Below are 20573 nucleotides of genomic sequence, written 5' to 3'. Positions count from 1 at the left end.
CGCGACGTCCCGCCCCGCACGGGAGGTATGGCGCGATGCGCCAAAGAATGCCCCGTATTCCGGCAGCTTGCACCGGCGAAGGGCGCCACCGTGCCCCGCAACACAGGGCGGCCACGCGTCGATTTGACGCTAACTGTGCAAATTTTCACAGAAAATTTGTCCGCAAGAAACCGGCGGGACGTCTTCCCTTTTGCCATGATGCCCGCTATAGTCAGAATTCCTTTAGGGGCCGGGGCGGACCTATGCGACCGCAGACCCCGTATCGCCTTTGATTTGCCCTGCATGGAGAAAAGAGCATGAGCAAGAAGTTGACTGTTGCCGTTGTGGGCGCCACGGGCGCCGTGGGCCGTGAAATGCTGAAAACCCTGCACTCGCGCCAGTTTCCGGCCACGGAAGTGCGCGCCTTCGCCTCGGCCCGTTCCGCCGGGACCAAGGTGCCTTTCGGCGAGGACGAACTGGTGGTGCAGGAACTGAAAGAAGATGTCTTCGACGGTATCGATATCGCCATCTTCTCCGCCGGCGGCAGCACCTCCGAAAAATTCGCTCCCCATGCCGCCCATGCCGGCTGCGTGGTGGTGGACAACTCCTCGCAGTGGCGCATGGACGACCGCTGCCCCCTGGTGGTCCCCGAAGTGAACCCCCAGCATCTGGACGCCCATCAGGGCATCATCGCCAACCCCAACTGCTCCACCATCCAGATGCTGGTGGCCCTCAAGCCCATCCATGACGCCGTGGGCATCAAGCGCATCGTGGTCTCCACCTATCAGGCCGTTTCCGGCACGGGCCAGAAGGGCCTGGAAGAACTGGAACGCCAGACCCGCGACCTGTTCAACATGCGCGAGCCCGAGAACAAGGTCTATCCCTACCGCATCGCCTTCAACGTGCTGCCGCACATCGACGTCTTCCTGGAAAACGACTACACCAAGGAAGAAATGAAGATGGTCAACGAGACCGTGAAGATCTTTGACGATCCCACGGTCAAGGTCACGGCCACCTGCGTGCGCGTGCCCGTGTTCTACTGCCATTCCGAATCCGTGAACATCGAGACGCACAAGAAGATGACCGCCAAGGAATGCCGCCTGCTGCTCTCCCAGGCCCCGGGCGTGCGCGTCTTCGACAACCCGCGCGAGAAGATGTACCCCATGCCCGCCTACTGCGTGGGCGACGACGAGACCTATGTGGGCCGCATCCGCGAGGACGAGACCATCGAGAACGGCCTCAACCTCTGGGTGGTGTCCGACAACGTGCGCAAGGGCGCGGCCCTCAACGCCGTGCAGATCGCCGAAGAACTGCTCAAGCGCGACCTGGTGCGCGTGCCTGACCGCAACGTCTTCATGTCCTAGTTTTTCCGGGAGCGAAAGATCCGGGGAAGGGTCCTGCCACGGCGGGGCCCTTTTTTTGCGCGCCGCCGGACAGGGGAACGGTCCCCCCGTGGCCCTTGCCAGCAGGCGCAGCGGAAGGCCGTCCGCCGGCAGGCCCGGAACTGCGACGCCGGGCCCTGCACCGGCAGGAGGCAGGCGCCGGACGGCGTCATGCGGGAGCCCCCCGGAGCGCGCCCGCATGGCGCATCCGTGTGCATGCGGCTGTGGCTTTCGTCTGCCCTGGCGCGCCATACGCGGCGGTCATGGGCATGCGGGCGGCCACGGCATCCCGGCCGCCTGCCCTTCACGTCCGGCCGCCCGGTGCGCCTCCCGGCCAAAGCCCTCCCCCGCCCTTTGCCGCAACGGCAAAAGGTATTCCCCGCCGCCGCCGTTCGTGCTACAAAAAGCTGTTTCAGCGGCGGCCGCAACGCCGGGCCCCCCGACGCCCGACGGCCGGGACCGCATCACGGGCGGCGCTGGCGCCGCCGGGGGCGTGCGCCCCCATCACGAACCACAGCAGGCCGCTTCCCTGCGGGACGGCCTTTTTGGCGGGGATGCCATGAAGATTCTGGATGCCGATGCCTGGATGGCGGCCCTGATGGCCGCGCCCCGGCCCGGGGCCGACAAGATCCTGGCCTTTTACGACGCGCGGGTGGACGCCGTCTGCCGCGACGCGCGCTGTCTGCTCCTGCCCCTGGACGACCACATGTGCCACCGGGGCGACGCCCTGTTCGAAAGCCTGTGCTACCGGGAAGGCAAGATATTCGCCCTTGAGGAGCATCTGGCCCGCCTGCGCGACGGCAGCCGCGCCCTGTCCCTGCTGCCGCCCTGTTCCTGGGACGGGCTGCGCGGGCACATCCTGGACGTGGCCCGGGCCTCGGGCAGCGATCACGGGGACATCCGCGTGCTGGTGGGGCGCGGCCCCGGCGGCTTCGGCGTCTCGCCCGAGGAATGCCCGCGCTCCAGCCTCTATGTGGTGGCCCTGCGCAAGGAGCTGCCCACAGAAGCCTTTTACGCGAAGGGCCTCACGGCCTTCGCCAGCGCCGTGCCGCCCAAGCAGGACTATCTGGCCCGCATCAAGAGCACCAATTACCTGCCCAACGTCTTCATGGCCGCCGAGGCCCGGCAGCGCGGCATGGACGTGGCCGTGACCTTCGACGAGGAAGGCCATCTGGGCGAGGCCGCCATCGCCAATGTGGGCATCGTGGACGCCGAAGGCCGCCTCTGCTGCCCCGAAGGCCGCCGCATCCTGCCCGGCACCTCCATGCTGGCCGCCCGCCGGATCGCGCCCCGGCGCCTGCCCGTGGTGGAACGCCCCATCCACCGCGACGAGATCGCCACGGCGCGCGAGATGCTGCTCTTCACCAGCGCCAGCCTCTGCGTGGGCATCAGCCATTTCGAGGGGCGCCCCATCGGCCAGGGCCCCGACGCCGGCCGCCCCGGCCCTGTGGCCCGCTGGCTGCGTGACGCCCTGCTGGAACACATGCTGGCCACCGGCACACCGTTTTAGGTTCACACGGGCCCTTTGGGGGAAGGGGGCCTCGCGCTGCCGCCGGCGCCCGCAGCGTCCTGCGTCGCAACGGGCACGGCCCTGCGGGCCGCCATCCGGTCGCCGCCGGGGCGAGAGGCCCCCTTCCCCCTCCCCGGCGCACGTCAGCCGGGACGGCCCCTCCAGGGGGCGACGGCCCAGCGGGGTACGGCGGGAGATGTTCCCGCCGCACGGGCTGTCGCTGTTTTTCCACGACCCGCGCACAGGAGCGCAGGAAGTACCTGATACCCGTTCCCTTCCAGGTGATGCCACGCCCCGCGCACAGGGGGCGCAGGCAAACGATACCTACCGGAGACATCCCCTGATGCCCGCGCGCTGGCCGTGACGCATGCCCCTATCCTCTGGTAAAGCGCGTTTGGGGGATGGGGGCCCGGGGGGAAGGCCCTCTTTGGGCGCGAGCAAAGGGGCCTTCCCCCGGACGCTCCTTCCACCGTCGCTCCCCGCTGCCGTCATCTGGACGCCGGGCGGGATGTCTTTTATACAGGGAAGGCCCCGTGCGGGTCTTTTTCCTGTTTTTGCCATGACATGCCGCCGGAGCACGCCGGGGCATCCACTCTTTCCAAGGAAGACGCCATTGAAATGCAAGATCTGCAAGGCGACGGCCGTGGTGGCCCTGCGCAGCCACAACGCCGCCTTCTGTCCCGACTGTTACCTCAAATTCTTTGCCCGTCAGGTGGAAAAGGGCATCGAAGGCCAAAAGCTCTTCACCCGTGACGAACGGGTGCTGGTGGCCCTTTCCGGCGGCAAGGATTCGCTGGCCCTGATGCTGGAGCTTTCCCGCCAGGGCTATGACGTCACCGGCCTGCATATCGACCTGGGCATCCCGGGCTCCTCGCCCGCGGCGCGCGCCGTGGTGGAGCGCTTCTGCGCCCGGCACGGCCTGAAGCTCATGGTCAGGGAACTGGCGGCCGAGGGTCTGGCCATCCCGCTGGTCAAGGAGCGCCTCAACCGCCCCGTCTGTTCGGCCTGCGGCAAGATCAAACGGCATTTCTTCAACAAGGTGGCCCTGGACGAAGGTTTCGACGCCCTGGCCACGGGCCACAACCTGGACGACGAGGTGGCGCGTCTGTTCAGCAATACCCTGCGCTGGGATACGGCCTATCTTTCGGACCAGGGCCCGCGCCTGGACGGCGAGGACGGTTTTGCCCGCAAGGTCAAGCCCCTGTGGCGCCTGTCGGAATTCGAGACCGCCAACTACGCCTTCCTCATGGGCATCGAACACCATTACGCGCCCTGCCCCTACAGCCCCGGCGCCAGCTTCAGCACGCTCAAGGCCCTGCTCCAGCGCCTGGAAGCGGCCATGCCCGGCCGCAAGCTGGACTTCTATCAGGGCTTCCTGGCCCGCGCCCGGCCGGTCTTCGCCCGCCGCGAGGCCGAGACAGGCGTGGAGCTGGCCCCCTGCACCCGCTGCGGCTATCCCACCTCGTCCGGCGACCTGTGCGGCGTGTGCCGCATCCGCGAGGCCCTCAGGGACGACGCCGGCTAGGCGCTTCCCGGGAGGCCGGGCCATTGTCCCCGCCTGCCGGGGCCGGGCGGGATGCGACGCCCATAGCCTCCCGAAGCCAGGCCCCCGCCCGGGGACGGACGCAGGCTCGCGGGATAGGGGATGCGCCTGCCGCCCCTGTGCCCGACTGCCGGAGACGGCGCCGTGCCGCGGCGCGAGGTGCGGCAAAAGCAGGACGGGGCGACGCCTTCGGGCTGCGGAGCGCCCTGATCCGCCGGACGGAGAGCGCCCGGTGCGCACGACGCGCGGCAGCCGGGGGACGGGACGACGCCATCAAGAGTGTGGTGGACCCCGGTCCGCCCGCGCAGACGAACAAGGAGAACGATCATGGCCGCACAGGACAGGCATGACGCCTCACCGCCGCAGGCACGGGCATCCCGTGGCCCGCTCCCGCGTGCCGGCTCCCGGGCCGGAGGCCGTGAACCGCGTCCCCTGCCCGCCGCCGCCCGCCCCGCGCGCCTGCCTGGTCGTGCGCATCCGGCCTGTCTTGCGCGCCCTGTCCGGGACAGCGGCCCGCACCGCCGCAGCGGAGGCCTGCCATGAGCGTCGCCGACTATATCCGCAGCCTGCTGGCCTCGGAAAAGCTGGGGCCGCAGGTGCGTCATCATCGCTGCGAGCCCGCGCGCGAGGCCGTGTACGCGGCAAGCCGCCTGCCCTGGCCCGCGGCCATCCGCCGCACCCTGGACGAACGCGGCCTGAGCGGCCTCTACAGCCATCAGGCCCTGGCCACGGACCACATCCGCGCCGGCCGCTCCGTGGTGGTGGCCACGCCCACGGCCAGCGGCAAGAGCCTGATCTACAACCTGCCGGTGCTGGAACGCCATCTGCACGACAGCGAGGCCCGCGCCCTCTATCTTTTTCCGCTCAAGGCCCTGGCCCAGGACCAGCTGGCCGGGCTGCAGCGGCTGGTCTCCGGTTGGCCCGGGGAGGCCCGGCCCACGGCCGCCCTCTACGACGGCGACACCAGCGACCATTTCCGGCGCAAGATACGCCGCGACCCGCCCACGGTGCTCATCAGCAATCCCGAGATGCTGCATCTGGCCCTGCTGCCGCATCACGAACAGTGGGCCCCCTTCCTGGCCGGGCTGTCCCACATCGTGGTGGACGAGGCCCACACCTACCGGGGCGTGTTCGGCGCGCACATGGCGGGCGTGTTCCGCCGTCTCAACCGGCTGGCCGCCCATTACGGCGCGGCCCCGTCCTATGTCTTCTGCACGGCCACGGTGGGCAATCCCGGCGAGCTGGCCGCCGCGCTGTCCGGTCTGGACCTCATGCCCGGCCGCAGGCCGCCCGTGGTGGTGGACCAGAGCGGCGCGCCGCAGGGGGCGCGGCACTACGTCTTCCTCGATCCCGAACAAAGCCCGGCCACGGCGGCCATCGACCTCTTGCGCGCCGCCCTGGCCCGCAAGCTGCGCACCATCGTCTACTGCCGCTCCCGGCGCATGACCGAGCTGGTCAGCCTCTGGGCCGGCAGCCTCACCGGGCCGTGGGCGGGCCGCATCTCCGCCTACCGCGCGGGCTTTTTGCCCGAGGAGCGCCGCCAGATCGAGGCCCGCATGGCTTCCGGCGAGCTGCTGGCCGTGGTCAGCACCAGCGCCCTGGAACTGGGCATCGACATCGGCGGGCTGGATGTCTGCATCCTGGTGGGCTATCCGGGCACCATCATGTCCACCCTGCAGCGGGGCGGGCGCGTGGGCCGCGCGCAACAGGAATCGGCCGTGGTGCTGGTGGCGGGCGAGGACGCGCTGGACCAGTATTTCATGAACCATCCCGAAGACTTTTTCAGCCGCCCGGCAGAAAAGGCCGTGGTCAATCCCTGGAACGAGGTCATCCTGGCCCGGCATCTGGAATGCGCGGCCGCCGAGCTGCCCCTCTCCGCCCGCGATCCCTGGCTGGCCCCGGCCCCGGCGCAGGAGGCCCTGCGCGCCCTGGCCGCGCAGGGGCGTCTGCTGCTCTCGGCCGACGGCAGCCGGTGGCTGGCCGCCCGCAAGCGGCCGCAGCGGCTGGTGGACCTGCGCGGCACGGGACAGAGCTTCGTCATCGAGGACAGCGAGGGCGCGGTCATCGGCTCCGTGGACGGTTTCCGGGCCTGGCGCGAGACCCATGCGGGCGCGGTCTATCTGCACCGGGGCCGCAGCTACGTCATCGAGGAGATGGACCCGGCCGCGGGCCGGGTGCGGGCCCGGCAGGCCAAAACGGACTGGTTCACGCGCGTGCGCGGCCACAAGAGCACGGACATCCTCGAAGAGTACGAGCGCCGTCCGCTGGGGCGCGGCGTGGTCTGCCGGGGCCGCCTGCGCATCATCGACACCATCACCGGGTACGAGAAGCGCAGCACGCGCGACAACCGCCTGCTGACCATCGTGCCCCTGGACGCACCGCCGCAGGTCTTCGAGACCGAGGGCCTGTGGTACGTCATCCCCGAGAGCTGCCGCCAGCGGCTGGAGGAAGACTTCGTGCATTTCATGGGCGCCATCCATGCCTGCGAACATACGGCCATCGGCATGCTGCCCCTGCTGGTCATGGCCGACCGCAACGATTTCGGCGGCATCTCCATCCCGCTGCATCCGCAGACCGGACTGGCCTGCGTCTTCATCTATGACGGCCTGCCCGGCGGCGCGGGCCTGACCCGTCAGGCCTTCGGCCAGGCCCGCGAGCTGCTGGAGGTCTGCGCGGCGGTCATCGCGGCCTGCCCCTGCGAGGACGGCTGCCCCTCCTGCGTGCACTCGCCCAAGTGCGGCTCGGGCAACCGGCCCATCAGCAAGGCCGGGGCCCTGCGCCTGATCCGCGATCTGCTGGCCCCCGGCGGCGAAGCCGAGGGCGAGGCCCTGTGCGCCTCCCTGCGCATCAGCCCGCCGCCGGAACTGCTGCCGCCGCAGCCGGAGCAGACGCCCGCGGCCCCCGTGCCGCAGTCCGCGCCGGATCTGGCGGCCATCATGGCGGCCTGGGCCGGACAGACGCCCGCTGTCCGGGCAGCCGCTGCCCCGGCGTCCACAGCCACGGCACCCGTTGTCCAGGCGCCGGCAGCTCCGGCACCTGCAGCCGCCATCCCAACCCGTGTCCTCCAGACGCCCAATGTCCAGGCACCCACAGCCCCGCCCCGCGCCGTGCCGGCTCCCGCCGCTCCAGGGCCCACCCTGCAGACGCCCGCCGCCCCGCTGTCTGCCCTTCAGGTGGCCGTTCTCCCGGCTGCCGCGGAGCGGGCGGCCGGGCAGCCAGACCCGGACCAACCGGCCGCACATGTGGCAGGGACCACGGCAGGACGTTACGGAGACGAGGCCGTGCACGCCGTTGCCCTGCCCGGTGCTGCCGCACCCGGGGCAGCCGTGCCCGGCAGCCGGAGCTCCTGTCCCGCTCCCGCCGCACCGGCACACACCGTCCCGCCGGACGGGAAGGACAGCCCGTGCGGCGCCGACCGCTCCTGTCAGCCGGGACAGCCCGGGCAGACGGCCCCCGCGCCGGGTGTGGGCGCCACGGGCAGGCCGCCGGAACACTATCTGGTCTTCGACGTGGAGACGCGACGCAGCGCCGCCGAGGTGGGCGGCTGGCACAAGGCCGGGAGCATGGGCGTGAGCATCGCCGTGGCCTATGACAGCCGCGCCGGCGACTTTTTCAGCTACACCCAGGAGGCCCTGCCGGAGCTCTTTGCCCGCATGCGCGCCGCGCGGCTGGTGGTGGGCTTCAATTCCTTCCGCTTCGACTATGCGGTGCTCGCGCCCTTCGCGCCCTTCGACCTGCGCGCCCTGCCGGGCCTTGACCTTCTGCGGCGGGTGCAGGACAGTCTCAAGTACCGCGTCTCCCTGGACAATCTGGGGCAGGCCACCCTGGGCGAGCCCAAGAGCGCCGACGGCCTGCAGGCCCTGCGCTGGTGGCGGGAAGGGCGCCTGGACGACATCGCCGCCTATTGCCGCAAGGATGTGGACCTGACGCGGCGGCTCTATCTTTTCGGACTGGAACACGGCTGGTTGCTGTTCACCAACAAGGCCGGGCAGCGCGTGCGCGTGCCCGTGGATCTCAGGCACTGAACATGGATACGGCGGACAAGATCATACTCTGGCGGCGGGAGCTGCACCGGCACCCGGAAGAAGGCTGGACGGAATTCTGGACCACGGGCTTCGTGGCCCGGCAGCTGGCGGACATGGGCCTGGCCCCGTGCGTGGGCCGGGAGATCCTCGACCCCGGCCTCCGGCAGGGCCTGCCCGCGCCGGAACGCATGATGCAGGCCCGGCAGCGGGCCCTTGAGGAAGGACTGGAAACGTCCTGGCTGGAGCGCATGGGCCCGGCTACGGGCGTCGTGGCCGATATCGGCCCGGCGGACGCGCCTCTGGCCCTGGTGCTGCGCTGCGACATGGACGCCCTGCCCCTGGCCGAAGCCACGGACGCCGCTCACCGGCCCGCGCGCGAAGGCTTCGCCTCCCGCCATCAGGGCCTGTGCCATGCCTGCGGCCACGACGGCCACATGGCGCTGGGCCTGGGGCTGGCGGCCCTGCTGACGGCCCCGGACGCGGCCCCCCTGCGCCATCGCGTGCGTCTGCTCTTCCAGCCCGCCGAGGAAGGCGTGCGCGGCGCGGCCGCGCTGCTGGAGCAGGTGGACGGGGCGCGCGCTTTCCTGGCCGTGCATATCGGTCTGGGCGCGCCGCGCAGCGGCGCGCTGGTCACCGGCGTGGGCGGCTTCCTGGCCACCAGCAAGTTCGACGTCCGCTTCACGGGCCGGGCGGCCCATGCGGGCGCGGCCCCCGAACAGGGACGGGACGCCCTCAAGGGCGCGGCCTCGGCCCTGCTGGGCCTGCATGCCCTGCCGCGTCACGGCCACGGCCCCAGCCGCATCTGCGTGGGGCGTCTGGAAGGCGGCAGCAGCCGCAATACCGTGCCCGCCTCGGCCGTCATGGCCTGCGAGACGCGCGGCGCCGGCAGCGAGATCGACGCGGAACTGCTGCAACGGGCCCGGGCCGTCATCGAGGGCGCGGCCGTCATGCACGGTCTGGACTGGGAGCTCGATATGGTGGGCGGCGCGCCTGCCGCGGAAAGCGACGCGGCCCTGGCGGACCTGCTGGCCCGCTGCGCCCGCCAGCTGCCGCCGGACGTCCAGGGCGGCGGGACCTTCTCCCCGGCCCTGATCCGCAGCGACGGGCACATGGGCGCCAGCGACGACGCCACCACCCTGATGCGGGCCGTGCAACAGCAGGGCGGGCAGGCGGCCTACGCCTTCCTGGGGGCCGATCTGGCGGCCGGGCATCACCAGCCGGCCTTCGATTTCGACGAAAGCGTGCTCTGGCCCGGCGCGCGCTGGCTGGAGCGGGTCTGCCGCGAGCTGGCGGGCTAGGGCGTATCGCCCCCTATCCGCGATTTTGTCGGGGGAAGGGAACGCCCTCATCCCTGCGGCCGATGCCCGCAGCGGCCGTCGTCGCAGCGGGCAGGACCGGCGGGACAGCCGCCTGGCGCGGGTGGCGCGTGCCTGCCCTGATTTTTTCCACCTTGGGGAATATTTTTTGTAACGCCCTGTAGGGACAGGCTGATCCCTTTTATGGAGCCCTTGCCGCCGGCGGCAGGGCGCGTGGGGAAAAGCCGTTTTCCACATCCGGGTCGAAAAACAACAGGACCCTGCGGCTGTCTGTTCTGCCAACATCTCAAGATAACAGGAAAAAATACGCACAAGGCATGCATCCTGCATCTGCCCGGCATCCCGGACGCCGCCATCCGGCAAAGGCGACGGGCAGACCAGGGAACGCCTGATGGAAAGACGAAAGTTCCTGTATCCGGCCCTGGCCGCGGCCTCTCCGGCGGCCATCCCGGCCACGCGGGGCGGCGCAGCCGCCACCGGCACCACAGCACGCAGGGAAGGGAGCTCGCCCATGACACCTTCCCAGAGACAGAATCCCATGAGCTGCAACGGCATGGTCACGTCGCCGCACCATCTGGCCAGCCAGGCCGGGCTGGACATCCTGCGGCGCGGCGGCACGGCCATCGACGCGGCCGTGGCCACGGCCGCCGTCCTGACCGTGGTCTATCCGCAGATGTGCACCCTGGGCGGCGACAATTTCTGGCTCATCTATGATGCCCGCACGGGCGGGATGAAGGGCCTCAACGCCAGCGGCCGTGCCGGGGAAAAGGCCTGCATCGCCTTCTACCGCGACCGGGGCCTGGACAGGATCCCCGCGCGCGGCTATCTGGCCGCCAATACCGTGCCCGGTGTGGTCTCTGGCTGGGACGCGGCCTGGCGGTACAGCCGGTCGGCCCTGGGCTCGCGGCTTTCCTTCGCCGCCCTGCTGGACACGGCCCGCGAGCTGGCGGAGCGGGGCTTCCCGGTCAGCACCTCGCTGGCCTGGTGGAGCGGGGTGGACACCGACCCCACGGATCAGGAGTTCCGCGACCTGCAGCGCTATCCCGGTTTCGCCGCCGCCTATCTCAAGGAAGGGGGCAAGCCCTACCGGACGGGCGAGATCATGCGCCTGCCCGATCTGGCGGCCACCCTGGCCCTGCTGGCGGACAAGGGCCCGGACGAGTTCTACCGGGGCTCCATCGCCGCGGCCATCACGGCGGAGCTGGCGGAGCACGGCGGCCTGCTCGGCATGCGGGATCTCGCCCGGCATACGGCCGACTGGGTGGAGCCCGTCTCCGTGCCCTACCGCCATTGCCGGGCCTGGAACCTGCCGCCCAACACCCAGGGCATGGCCTCGCTGGAGATACTGAACATCCTCAACAATTTCGACCTGTCGCAGATAGAGGAAGGCAGCGCGGACCACTACCACCTCATCATCGAGGCCACCAAGGAGGCCTTCCTCGACCGGGACGCCTACCTTTCCGATCCGGCCTTCGTGGACATCCCGCTGGAGCGCCTGCTCTCGGCGGAGCACGGCAGACGGCAGGCCGCCCGCATCCGCAGGGACAGGGCCGCCACCGGCCTTGCGCCGCTGGATCCCAAGGGCGACACCATCTGGCTGGGCGTGGTGGACCGGGAAGGCAATGCCGTGTCCCTGATCCAGAGCATCTACCATGACTTCGGTTCCGGCATCGTGCCCCGGGGCACCGGCGTGCTGCTGCAGAACCGGGGCAGCTTCTTCTCCCTCGACCCCGCGCACGTCAACTGCCTCATGCCCGGCAAGCGCACCTTCCACACCCTGAACCCGGCCATGCTGCTTAGGGACGGCAAGCCCCTGCTGGTCTACGGCACCATGGGCGGCGAAGGCCAGCCCCAGACCCAGGCCGCCATCGTCACCCGCGTGCTGGACTACGGCATGAGCCCGCAGGAAGCCATCGACGCGCCCCGCTGGCTCTACGGCCGCACCTGGGGCAAGTCCAGCAACGACCTCAAGCTGGAAGGCCGCATCCCCGCCGGGGTGGCCGACGAGCTGGCCCGGCGCGGCCATGCCGTGCGCCGGGTGGAGGATTATACGGACGTCATGGGCCATGCGGGCGCCATCCGCATCGATCCGCAAACAGGCGTGCTCCAGGGCGGCGCGGACCCGCGCGGCGACGGCCTGGCCTGCGGCTACTAGGACGGGCGGCAGCGCGCCATTCCCGGTGGGGAGGCGCGGCTGCCTTATGGCGGCTGCCTTCGGCCGCAGCAGGGCAATAGCGCGGGAGACGTTGCCCGGCTGGAGGGCCTCCACCATGCGGACGTGAAGCGCCCCGGCAATGCCGGGGCGCTTCGTTGTTTCAGAGCCGTGTCCATGGGCAAGGAGCATGCGGGGACATGCCACCTTAGCCGCGTTTTCTTCGCCTCTGCGGGAGACCTTCGCCACAAGGAAAGCCGTAGTCTTGCCGCGGCCTCCCATCCTCCTGCCAAAGCGCGTTTGGGGAAGGGGTGGGGGCTTGGGGCGGGGGACCTTCTTTGCGCGCTCGCCAAAGGGATCCCCCCGTCCCCCAATAACAGCCACTGGCGCGGGCATCGGCAGCCCGCAGGGGCACCGGCTCAGTACAGCTTTTCCAGATCCTTCTCGTCCATGCCGTAGGCATGTTCCGCCGCCGGGAAGACGCCCGCGCGCACCTCGTCGGCATAGGCCCGGAAGGCCTGGCGCATGGCCGTGCCCAGTTCGGCGTAATGCTTGACGAACTTGGGCGAAAGGCCGTCCACCATGCCCAGCATGTCCTGCCAGACCAGCACCTGGCCGTCACAGTCCGGCCCCGCGCCGATACCGATGGTGGGCACGCCGACGCTGCGGCTGACCAGCGCGGCCAGCGGCGCGGGCACGCATTCCAGCACGATGGCGAAGACGCCCGCCTGTTCCAGGGCCCGGGCATCGTCCAGCAGGGCCTGCGCCGCTTCCCGGCCCCGGCCCTGCACCTTGTAGCCGCCCATGCTGTGCAGGGATTGCGGCGTGAGGCCCAGATGGCCCATGACCGGGATGGAGGCCCGCACGACGGCTTCCACCTGCGGGCAGAAATGGCGGCCGCCTTCCAGCTTCACGGCCTGGGCCCGGCCCTCCTGCACCAGCCGTCCGGCATTGGCGCAGGCCTGCTGCGGCGAGAGGTGGTAGGACATGAAGGGCATGTCGCAGACCAGCAGGGGCCGGGTCAGGCCACGGGCCACGGCGGCGCAGTGGTGGACCATCTGCTCCATGGTCACGCTCAGGGTGTCGGGCTGGCCCAGCATGACCATGCCCAGCGAGTCGCCCACCAGCACGGCGTCCACGCTCTCGTCCATGAGCCGGGCGATGGTGGCGTCATAGGCGGTGAGCATGGCCAGTTTGCGTTGTCCCTTGGCCTGACGGAAGGTGACGGCGGTCTGTTTCATGGCAGCATCCCTCTGCGGCGGGCAGGCGCGGCCCCGCCCGGAAAAGAAGCGGGCCCTGGCCCGCATGCAAATGCAAAAAAGGCGGGGAAAGGGACCCCCCTTCCCCGCCTGACGAACAGGATGGTTAAAAGCCTTCTTCCAGCGGCGGCCAGACCAGCCAGGGACCGTCGGGCGTCACGGTCCTGCGTGCGGCCGGGGCCAGGAAGACCTGGCGGCCTTCCACGCGCAGGCGGCCTTCGGCCAGCCATTGCAGGGCCTGCGGATAGATGCGGTGCTCCAGCGGATGGATGCGGCCCATGAGCGTGTCCAGCTCCTCGCCGGCATTGGCCGGCACCGCGGCCTGGATGATGACCGGGCCGCTGTCCACCAGCTCTTCCACGAAATGCACGGTGCAGCCCGTGATCTTCACGCCGTAGGCCTGGGCATCGGGCCCGCCGTGCGCGCCCGGAAAGCTGGGCAGGATGGCGGGATGGATGTTGATGACCCGGCCGGGGAAGGCCTGCAAAAAGCCGCTGGTCAACAGGCGCATGTAACCCGCCAGCACCACATATTCCGCGCCGGAGGCCTTGATGGCGGCCACCATCTCGCGGTCGAAGCTCTCACGGTCGGCAAAGGCCTTGTGGTCGATGCAGACATGCGGGATGCCCGCCTTCTCGGCCCGCTCGAAGACCCTGGCGCCGGGACGGTTGCCCGCGATGAGGCGGATATCCACATCCAGCACGCCCTGGGCGGCCTTGTCGATCATGGACTGGGCATTGGTGCCGCTGCCGGAAGCCAGGATGGCGATTTTCAGGGCCATGGTTCACCTCTGCGGGCTGTAGTGCTCTTTCAGGGCCTCCACCAGCGCGGGGATGGTGTAGGCTTCGGGCTGGATATGGCAGGGCAGGTCGTGGGCGGCCAGGGTGCGGGCCGTGACCGGGCCGATGGCGGCCAGCTCCACTTCGGGATGGGCGCGCAGCTCTTCCGCCGGGATCAGGGACAGGAAGTTCTCCACCGTGGACGAGGAGCCGAAGGTCACGCAGTCCAGGGTACCGGCCCGCATGGCGGCCAGCACCTCGTCCTTGCGCGTGGCGGCGGGCACGGTCTCGTAGGCGGCGATGACGTCCACCTGCGCGCCTGCCTTGCGCAGCTCGTCGGGCAGGACCTCGCGGGCCCTGGCGGCGCGGGGCAGGAGCATCTTCACGCCCTTGACGGGCCCCAGGGCCAGCAGGCCTTCCACCACGCCCTCGGCCACATAGCGGGCCGGGATGAAGTCGGGCTCGATGCCGCGCTCGCGCAGGGCGTCGGCCGTGGCCGGGCCGATGGCGGCCACCTTGCACGGGCCGATGGCGCGGCTGTCGCGGCCGCAGGCGGCCAGACGCTGCCAGAAGTGGCGCACGCCGTTGACCGAGGTGAAGATGATCCAGCCGTATTCGCCCAGACGGGCCACGGCGGCGTCCAGCTCGCTGTAGTCGGCCAGGGGGCTGATCTCGATGGTGGGGCACTGGATGACGTTGGCCCCCAGTTCGGTCAGGCTTTGGGCCAGACCGCTGGCCTGTTCGCGCGCCCGGGTGACCACGATGCTGCGCCCGAAGAGCGGCCGCTGCTCGAACCAGCCCAGCTGGTCGTGCAGGGAGCAGACCTTGCCCACCACGATGACCGAGGGATTGCTGAAGTTGTTGTCCACGGCGGCCCGGGGCAGGGTGGCGATGGTGGCCACCAGGCTGCGCTGGTGCGGCGTGGTGCCGCGATAGACCAGGGCGGCCGGGGTATCGGGATCCATGCCCGCGTCCAGCAGGTGCCGGGCGATGTCGGGCAGGTTCTTCATGCCCATGACGAAGACCAGGGTGGAGGCGCTGGCGGCCAGGGCCTTCCAGTTGTGCACGGAGCCGGGCTTGTCCGGGTTCTCGTGCCCGGTGATGATGGTCACCGACGAGGCGAAATTGCGGTGGGTCAGCGGGATGCCCGCATAGGCCGGGGCCGCGATGGTGCTGCTGATGCCGGGCACTTCCTCAAAGGGCACGCCTGCGGCCAGCAGTTCCTCGGCCTCTTCGCCGCCGCGTCCGAAGATGTAGGGGTCGCCGCCCTTGAGGCGGGCCACCACCTTGCCTTCCCTGGCCTTGCGCACCAGCAGGGCGTTGATCTCGTGCTGGGGCAGGGCGTGATCGCCCGCCACCTTGCCCACATAGATGCGTTCCGCATCGGGGCGGGCGTGGCCCAGCAGCGAGTCGTTGGCCAGTGCGTCATAGACCACCACGTCCGCGCAGGCCAGCGCGTCACGGCCCTTCAGGGTCAGCAGCCCGGCATCGCCGGGACCGGCTCCGATAAGATAGACCTTCATTTATACGCCTCCACGCGCCAGTTCCAGCAAGGTGCGCGCGCCGAAGCCCGTGGAACCCACGGGGCAGAGCGCCGTCTTCTTGGTTGCCCAGTCCACGCCCGCGATGTCCAGATGCGCCCAGCGCACGCCCTCGCGCACGAAATGCTTGAGGAAGAGCGCCGCGTGGATGGCCCCGCCTTCGCGCGGGCCCATGTGGCAGATGTCCGCCACCTCGCTCTTGAGGTTGTCTTCATAGCCCTTCCACAGGGGCAGGGGCCAGTAATTCTCGCCGCCCACGCCGCCGGCGGCGCGGATGCGTTCGGCCAGGGCCTCGTCGTCGCAGAACAGGCCCGCCACCTGGGTGCCCAGGGCCACGGCGCAGGCGCCGGTCAGGGTGGCGATGTCCACCACGGCCGCGGGCGTCCACTGCTTCTGGGCATGGTCCAGGGCGTCGCACAGGGCCAGACGGCCTTCGGCGTCGGTGTTCTGGATCTCCACCGTATCGCCGGACGCGGCGCGCACCACGTCGCCGGGACGCATGGCATGGCCGCCGGGCATGTTCTCGGCGCAGGCCATGAGGCCCACCACGCGGCGGGGCAGCTCGTCCCCGGCGCAGGCCACCAGGGTGGCCAGCACGGCGGCGGCCCCGCTCATGTCGCCCTTCATGGCATGCATGTTGGCCGCGGGCTTGAGGCAGATGCCGCCGGTATCGAAGGTGATGCCCTTGCCCACCAGCACCAGGGGCTTGTCCTGCTCATGCCCCCCGGGCGCGTGTTCCAGCACGATGAGGCGCGGAGGGCAGGCCGAGCCCTGGCCCACGGCCAGCAGGCAGTTCATGCCCGCTTCGGCCAGGTCCTTCTCGTCCAGCACCGTGCATTTGAGACCGGCCGCGGCGGCCTGTTTCCGCGCTTCCTCGGCCAGCAGGGCGGGAGAAAGCAGGTTGGCGGGCGTATTGTCCAGACGGCGGGCCAGGCACACGGCCTCGGCCGCGCGTTCGCCGCGCCGGGCGGCCTGCTGGCCGCCGTCGGGCACGAACTCGCCATCAAAGGCCACGGCCAGCCACTGGGGCGCGGCGGGGGCCTCCGCATCGGGCTTTTTCAGGTCGTATTTGTACAGGGCCAGGCAGGCGGCGTAGACGCTTTCTTCCACCAGCCGCTCACGGCCGCCGGGCAGGGTGGCCAGCTGGGGTTCCAGCAGCAGGATGGATCCCAGGCCCAGCTCATGGGCGCGCTGCACACCGGCCGCCACGGCCGTGCGGATATCGTCCATGGTCAGGTGCTCGCGCGCGCCCAGGCCCACGGCCAGCACGCGCGGCACGCGCAGGTCGGGGTGGCCGTGCAGCAGGGCCTGCTGGCCCTTCCTGCCCTGGAAGTCGCGCATGGCGGGCGCGATGGCCAGCCAGGGCGCCACCTTGTCCAGCGCGGGGCAGGCTTCCAGCATGTCCTCGCCCTGGCAGACGGGCACTATGAGAATCTCGGCCTTCCACTGGTCAGGGCCGAGGCATTGAAAACGGATGTCCATATCTTTCTCCGAAGCATCGAGATGAACGGCCGCCCCGCAGCGCGGGACGACGGGCAATGGCGGGGATTGCCATCACGAGGAGCAGAATATACGCTGTGCCGTCGTTTTTGCCAAGCCGCGAGGCGCTTTGCCGTCCCGGGGCCTCCGGCCCGTACCGCAGCCCGCGCCCAGCCGCGCCCCGTTCCGCCATGCTCGTCTATATCCACGTCCCTTTCTGCCGCTCCCGCTGCCGCTACTGCGCCTTCCATTCCCTGCCGCTGGGCCCTGCCTCGCCCGATGCCTCGCCGCAGGTGGCGGCCTACCGGACCTGCCTGCTGCGCGAGCTGGACCTCTGGGCCGCCCGTCTGGGACGACGGCCGGTGGAGAGCGTCTTCTTCGGCGGCGGTACGCCCAGCCTGCTGCCGCCGGACTTCCAGGGCGCGGTGCTGGAACGCATCGACAGGCACTTCCATCTGGCCGCCGGGGCCGAGATCAGCATGGAGGCCAATCCCGAATCCCTGCTGGCCCGCCGGGCCGTGGACGGGTATCTGGCGGCGGGCGTCAACCGCATCTCCCTGGGCGTGCAGAGCCTGGACGATGCCCTGCTCTCCCGGCTGGGACGGCCGCACCGGCGCGCCGACGTGCTGCGGGCCGTGGACCATCTGCGGGCCGCGGGCTGCCGGAACCTGGGCCTGGATCTCATGTGGGGCCTGCCCGGACAGGACGTGGCCCACTGGCTGGGCACGCTGGAGGAGGCCCTGCGGCTGGAGCCGGAACACATCTCGGCCTACGGACTGACCCTGGAGAGCGGCACGCCGCTGGAACGCGAGCACGCCGCCGGACGCCTGGCCCTGCCGGAGGAGGGCGCGCAGGAACGCATGTTCCTGGAAGGCATCCGCCTGCTGGCCGCGCACGGTCTGGAACAGTACGAGATCTCCAACTACGCCCGGCCCGGCTTTTGCAGCCGTCACAATCTGGGCTACTGGACCGGCGCCGACTATCTGGGCCTGGGCCCGGCGGCCACCTCCACCCTGGACGGCCGCCGCTGGACCGATACGCCCGACCAGATGCGCTGGCAGGCCGACATCGACGCCGGACGCCCGGATCACGACGCGGAAGCCATCACGCCGCACATCCGCCTGGAAGAACGGCTCATGCTGGCCCTGCGCACCTGCGCGGGCTTCGAACTGGCGGAATACACGACCCTCAGCGGCCGGGATTTCGAGGCTGACCACGGGCGCTGGGCCCGTGGACTGGAACGCGCCGGACTGGCCCGTACGGCCGGCGGCCGTCTGGCCCTCACGCCGCGGGGCCTGCTGGTCTCCAATGCCGTGGTGGCCGATCTTTTTGAGCGGCTGGACGAACTGGGCCTGTAGCGCCAGAGGCGGGACAGGCAAGAGGTGACGGGAAAGACACGGCACGCCGGTATGGTCATGCCGCCGGCATGGCTTACCCCGCCCCTGGAACGACAGGCGCTCGGCGAACGCCGTGACGTGCGGCTGCGGATGCCGGCCCCGCCCCTGGAACGACTGCGCGAAAGAAGGCCTCCACCCCGCTTTGATTGCGCGGGCCTCCACACCTGTCACGGCAGGCGGAGGCAGGACGGCCCTTTCCCGGGCGTATGGCGCCCGGCACCACCGGACCGCGCGCCGGACGCATGGCCGTTTCCCGCAGGAGGCGAAAAAACATCATCACCGCTGCAGGCCGGCGGCCGCTGCCGGGCCGCGTACAGGCCGCCAGTCCTCCCTGCGCGCCACATAGAGCACATGTTCCATGTCCTGCCCGGCATAGTGCCGGAGGAAACGTCCGCAGACCTCCATGCCGTTGCGCCGGGCCACCGCGCGAGAAGGATGATTGTTTTCCCGGATGCAGGCAAAGACTTCCGGCAGGCCCAGGACATCGAAGGCGAACTCAGTGCAGGCGAGGGCCGCTTCCGTGGCATAGCCCTGATGCCAGTATCGTTTGGCCAGCAGATAGCCCACCTCCGGCACCCGGATGCTGCGGGGCGTCGTGCAGATGCTCCTGCTGAGCGGCCCGGCGGTCCCTGCCCCGGCCGCCTTCTCGCCGGACGGCAGCTTTTGGGGCGACAGCTCCCCGGACGACGCCTCATTGGACGGCGATTCGCCGGGCGGCACTGCCGCGTCCCCCCTCTGTCCCGGCACATCTCCCACCGGGGCCTGTTCACTGGAGGCTGCTGCCGCAGCGTCCTCCTGGCCGTCGCCGGTCTGGTCAGCTGCGCTGTGCCCGCTTGCCGTGCGGATGCAAGAGGTCACGCCCTCGCACGGTTGCAGGGTGATGCCGCACTGGCCGATCATCTCGCCCGTGGCGCGCAGCTCCAGCGCCAGCGCCCCGTAGCCCGGCACGGCATACCGGGCCTGCTGTCGCCGCAGCCAGTCCCAGACCTCCCGGTCACTGAAGGCATGCCCGTAAGCGTACATCACTTCCGGGTCCTGCAGATAGCGGCTCAGGGCGGGAAAATCAGCATCCTTCATGGGCCGCAGACAGCAGCGCTCCGTCAGAATCTCCAGCATGGTCCACACTCCCTCTCTCATATTGCCTTGCGCAGGGGACAGTGCCCCGTTCCGCGCCTCCTGTCCAGCCGAACCTGATCACCGGACACTGTGGCCACTGTCTGCAGATCCTTGCGGTCGCCACCCGGGAAGGACGGGGAGTTCCTTTATATGCGGGGGAAGGGCCCCTTTGTAGCTGACAGGTCGGTAAAAAACGTCCGTCATGTTTCCATGAGGGGGGACCTTTGCCGGTACCCAAAGGGGTCTCCTCCCCCACTTCCCTCCCCAAACGCGCTTTATTCGCGACACGCGCTCCTGGCGGCAGCGGGATGCCGTACACGAGAAGGAAAACCTCTATTGAGCGCGCCGGAGGACAAGCTCGGGATCCATCTGTAGTGTACCTCCGTCGCAGCAGCCGCAACGTCTCCATTCCTTAAAGAAGCAGACGTCGCACATGGTGATCAGCGCCGCGTCCATGCAGCCGTTAGCGCGATTCGGCCCCGCAAACAGCGCAGCAGGGCATGTACATGCAACTTCTACTGCCTGCTCAGAGTCCCTTTCCCAGCAATCGAGCGCGCCGATTGGGCGGCGTGCGCCGAAGGCGCTGTGCCGCCCGCCCCGGCGCGCCCTGGTATTTCCGGGACCCAGGGCGGGGCAGGGGGTGCAGGGGGCCTGGGGGAGCCCATCCCCCGGCCCCCTGCCGCCTCGCCGCGCAGGCGACCAGGCCCGGAGGCCGGGCCGAAGCCGCCAGCAGGCGGCAAACCTTCGCCCGGCAAAGGCTGCGCCGGCAACATAAAAGAGGGCTCCCCGGCGTTAGCCAGCTCCCAAACGAAGCTGAAAGGGGCAGCTGAGGGAAAAGCTATTCACATTGCGCTATCTCCGCACGGCAAAAAACAAGAAGAAAGAGAAGCAAGAGAAGAAGGAGAACGGGCGTTATCCGAAGCCACAGACACTGTCATGCGGATGCGGGAAAGGCCGGGGAGGGACAGTGCCGGAAAGGGCTCAGGGCAGGAGGGCCTCAGGGAAACATCCCTGAACGCAAAAGACCCCCTCGCGCTCTGAGCGGCAAGGGGGTCTGGAAGAATCTTTGGCAGCGGCCTACTTTCCCACATGACG

General features: G+C 69.9%; 12 protein-coding genes. 7 read left to right on the top strand and 5 right to left on the bottom strand.

The window, feature by feature from the left end; translation table 11 throughout:
- Window positions 1-296 precede the first annotated feature (296 nt).
- The 6 genes from Q1X76_RS07445 (at window position 297) to ggt (ending at window position 11910) form a co-directional block, all read left to right on the top strand.
- Window positions 297-1343: an aspartate-semialdehyde dehydrogenase gene (locus Q1X76_RS07445; protein WP_300719005.1), complete on the top strand. Its 1047-nt coding sequence runs from the start codon at window positions 297-299 to the stop codon at window positions 1341-1343.
- A 577-nt stretch (window positions 1344-1920) separates the two neighbouring features.
- Window positions 1921-2871: an aminotransferase class IV gene (locus tag Q1X76_RS07440; protein WP_300719004.1), complete on the top strand. Its 951-nt coding sequence runs from the start codon at window positions 1921-1923 to the stop codon at window positions 2869-2871.
- A gap of 613 nt (window positions 2872-3484) precedes the next feature.
- Entirely contained in the window at window positions 3485-4396 is a 912-nt protein-coding gene (locus tag Q1X76_RS07435) for a TIGR00269 family protein (protein ID WP_300719002.1), read from the top strand.
- A 557-nt stretch (window positions 4397-4953) separates the two neighbouring features.
- Entirely contained in the window at window positions 4954-8439 is a 3486-nt protein-coding gene (locus tag Q1X76_RS07430; protein ID WP_300719000.1) for a DEAD/DEAH box helicase, read from the top strand.
- Between the two features lie 2 nt (window positions 8440-8441).
- Window positions 8442-9737, top strand: coding sequence for an amidohydrolase (locus tag Q1X76_RS07425; protein WP_300718998.1), 1296 nt, complete (start codon window positions 8442-8444; stop codon window positions 9735-9737).
- A 409-nt stretch (window positions 9738-10146) separates the two neighbouring features.
- On the top strand, window positions 10147-11910 hold the full coding sequence (gene ggt / locus Q1X76_RS07420) for a gamma-glutamyltransferase (RefSeq protein ID WP_300718997.1): 1764 nt from the start codon (window positions 10147-10149) through the stop codon (window positions 11908-11910).
- A gap of 416 nt (window positions 11911-12326) precedes the next feature.
- Here ggt and panB read toward each other — a convergent pair whose 3' ends face one another.
- The 4 genes from panB to Q1X76_RS07400 all read right to left on the bottom strand — a co-directional run bounded on the left by panB (window position 12327) and on the right by Q1X76_RS07400 (window position 16968).
- Complete coding sequence (gene panB, locus Q1X76_RS07415) at window positions 12327-13148, bottom strand: 3-methyl-2-oxobutanoate hydroxymethyltransferase (protein WP_300718996.1); 822 nt, start codon at window positions 13146-13148, stop codon at window positions 12327-12329.
- A 124-nt stretch (window positions 13149-13272) separates the two neighbouring features.
- Window positions 13273-13947, bottom strand: a complete 675-nt coding sequence (gene purN, locus Q1X76_RS07410) for a phosphoribosylglycinamide formyltransferase (protein ID WP_300718995.1) — start codon at window positions 13945-13947, stop codon at window positions 13273-13275.
- Window positions 13948-13950: 3 nt separating this feature from the next.
- Window positions 13951-15468, bottom strand: coding sequence for a uroporphyrinogen-III C-methyltransferase (gene cobA, locus Q1X76_RS07405; RefSeq protein ID WP_300718993.1), 1518 nt, complete (start codon window positions 15466-15468; stop codon window positions 13951-13953).
- Window positions 15469-16968, bottom strand: coding sequence for a leucyl aminopeptidase (locus Q1X76_RS07400; protein ID WP_300718992.1), 1500 nt, complete (start codon window positions 16966-16968; stop codon window positions 15469-15471).
- Window positions 16969-17156: 188 nt separating this feature from the next.
- Between Q1X76_RS07400 and hemW the strand changes: the two genes are divergently transcribed.
- Window positions 17157-18323, top strand: coding sequence for a radical SAM family heme chaperone HemW (gene hemW, locus Q1X76_RS07395; RefSeq protein ID WP_300718991.1), 1167 nt, complete (start codon window positions 17157-17159; stop codon window positions 18321-18323).
- Between the two features lie 315 nt (window positions 18324-18638).
- Here the strand turns inward: hemW and Q1X76_RS07390 are convergent, their stop codons facing one another.
- Window positions 18639-19478: a GNAT family N-acetyltransferase gene (locus Q1X76_RS07390; protein ID WP_300718990.1), complete on the bottom strand. Its 840-nt coding sequence runs from the start codon at window positions 19476-19478 to the stop codon at window positions 18639-18641.
- Window positions 19479-20573 lie beyond the last annotated feature (1095 nt).

It is taken from the genome of uncultured Desulfovibrio sp. (genome assembly GCF_949282365.1).
In the GTDB taxonomy this organism is placed as follows: domain Bacteria; phylum Desulfobacterota; class Desulfovibrionia; order Desulfovibrionales; family Desulfovibrionaceae; genus Desulfovibrio.
Note: the sequence above shows the minus strand (reverse complement) of the source record. Positions and strands in the feature narration are given on the sequence as shown.

What these genes read in the sequence shown, in the direction of transcription:
- purN (WP_300718995.1), bottom strand. Translation starts at nt 13,947, where the DNA reads ATGGCCCTGAAAATCGCCATCCTGGCTTCCGGCAGCGGCACCAATGCC.
- Q1X76_RS07400 (WP_300718992.1), bottom strand. Translation starts at nt 16,968, where the DNA reads ATGGACATCCGTTTTCAATGCCTCGGCCCTGACCAGTGGAAGGCCGAG.
- Q1X76_RS07425 (WP_300718998.1), top strand. Translation starts at nt 8,442, where the DNA reads ATGGATACGGCGGACAAGATCATACTCTGGCGGCGGGAGCTGCACCGG.
- panB (WP_300718996.1), bottom strand. Translation starts at nt 13,148, where the DNA reads ATGAAACAGACCGCCGTCACCTTCCGTCAGGCCAAGGGACAACGCAAA.
- Q1X76_RS07445 (WP_300719005.1), top strand. Translation starts at nt 297, where the DNA reads ATGAGCAAGAAGTTGACTGTTGCCGTTGTGGGCGCCACGGGCGCCGTG.
- Q1X76_RS07440 (WP_300719004.1), top strand. Translation starts at nt 1,921, where the DNA reads ATGAAGATTCTGGATGCCGATGCCTGGATGGCGGCCCTGATGGCCGCG.
- ggt (WP_300718997.1), top strand. Translation starts at nt 10,147, where the DNA reads ATGGAAAGACGAAAGTTCCTGTATCCGGCCCTGGCCGCGGCCTCTCCG.
- Q1X76_RS07430 (WP_300719000.1), top strand. Translation starts at nt 4,954, where the DNA reads ATGAGCGTCGCCGACTATATCCGCAGCCTGCTGGCCTCGGAAAAGCTG.
- hemW (WP_300718991.1), top strand. Translation starts at nt 17,157, where the DNA reads ATGCTCGTCTATATCCACGTCCCTTTCTGCCGCTCCCGCTGCCGCTAC.
- Q1X76_RS07390 (WP_300718990.1), bottom strand. Translation starts at nt 19,478, where the DNA reads ATGCTGGAGATTCTGACGGAGCGCTGCTGTCTGCGGCCCATGAAGGAT.
- cobA (WP_300718993.1), bottom strand. Translation starts at nt 15,468, where the DNA reads ATGAAGGTCTATCTTATCGGAGCCGGTCCCGGCGATGCCGGGCTGCTG.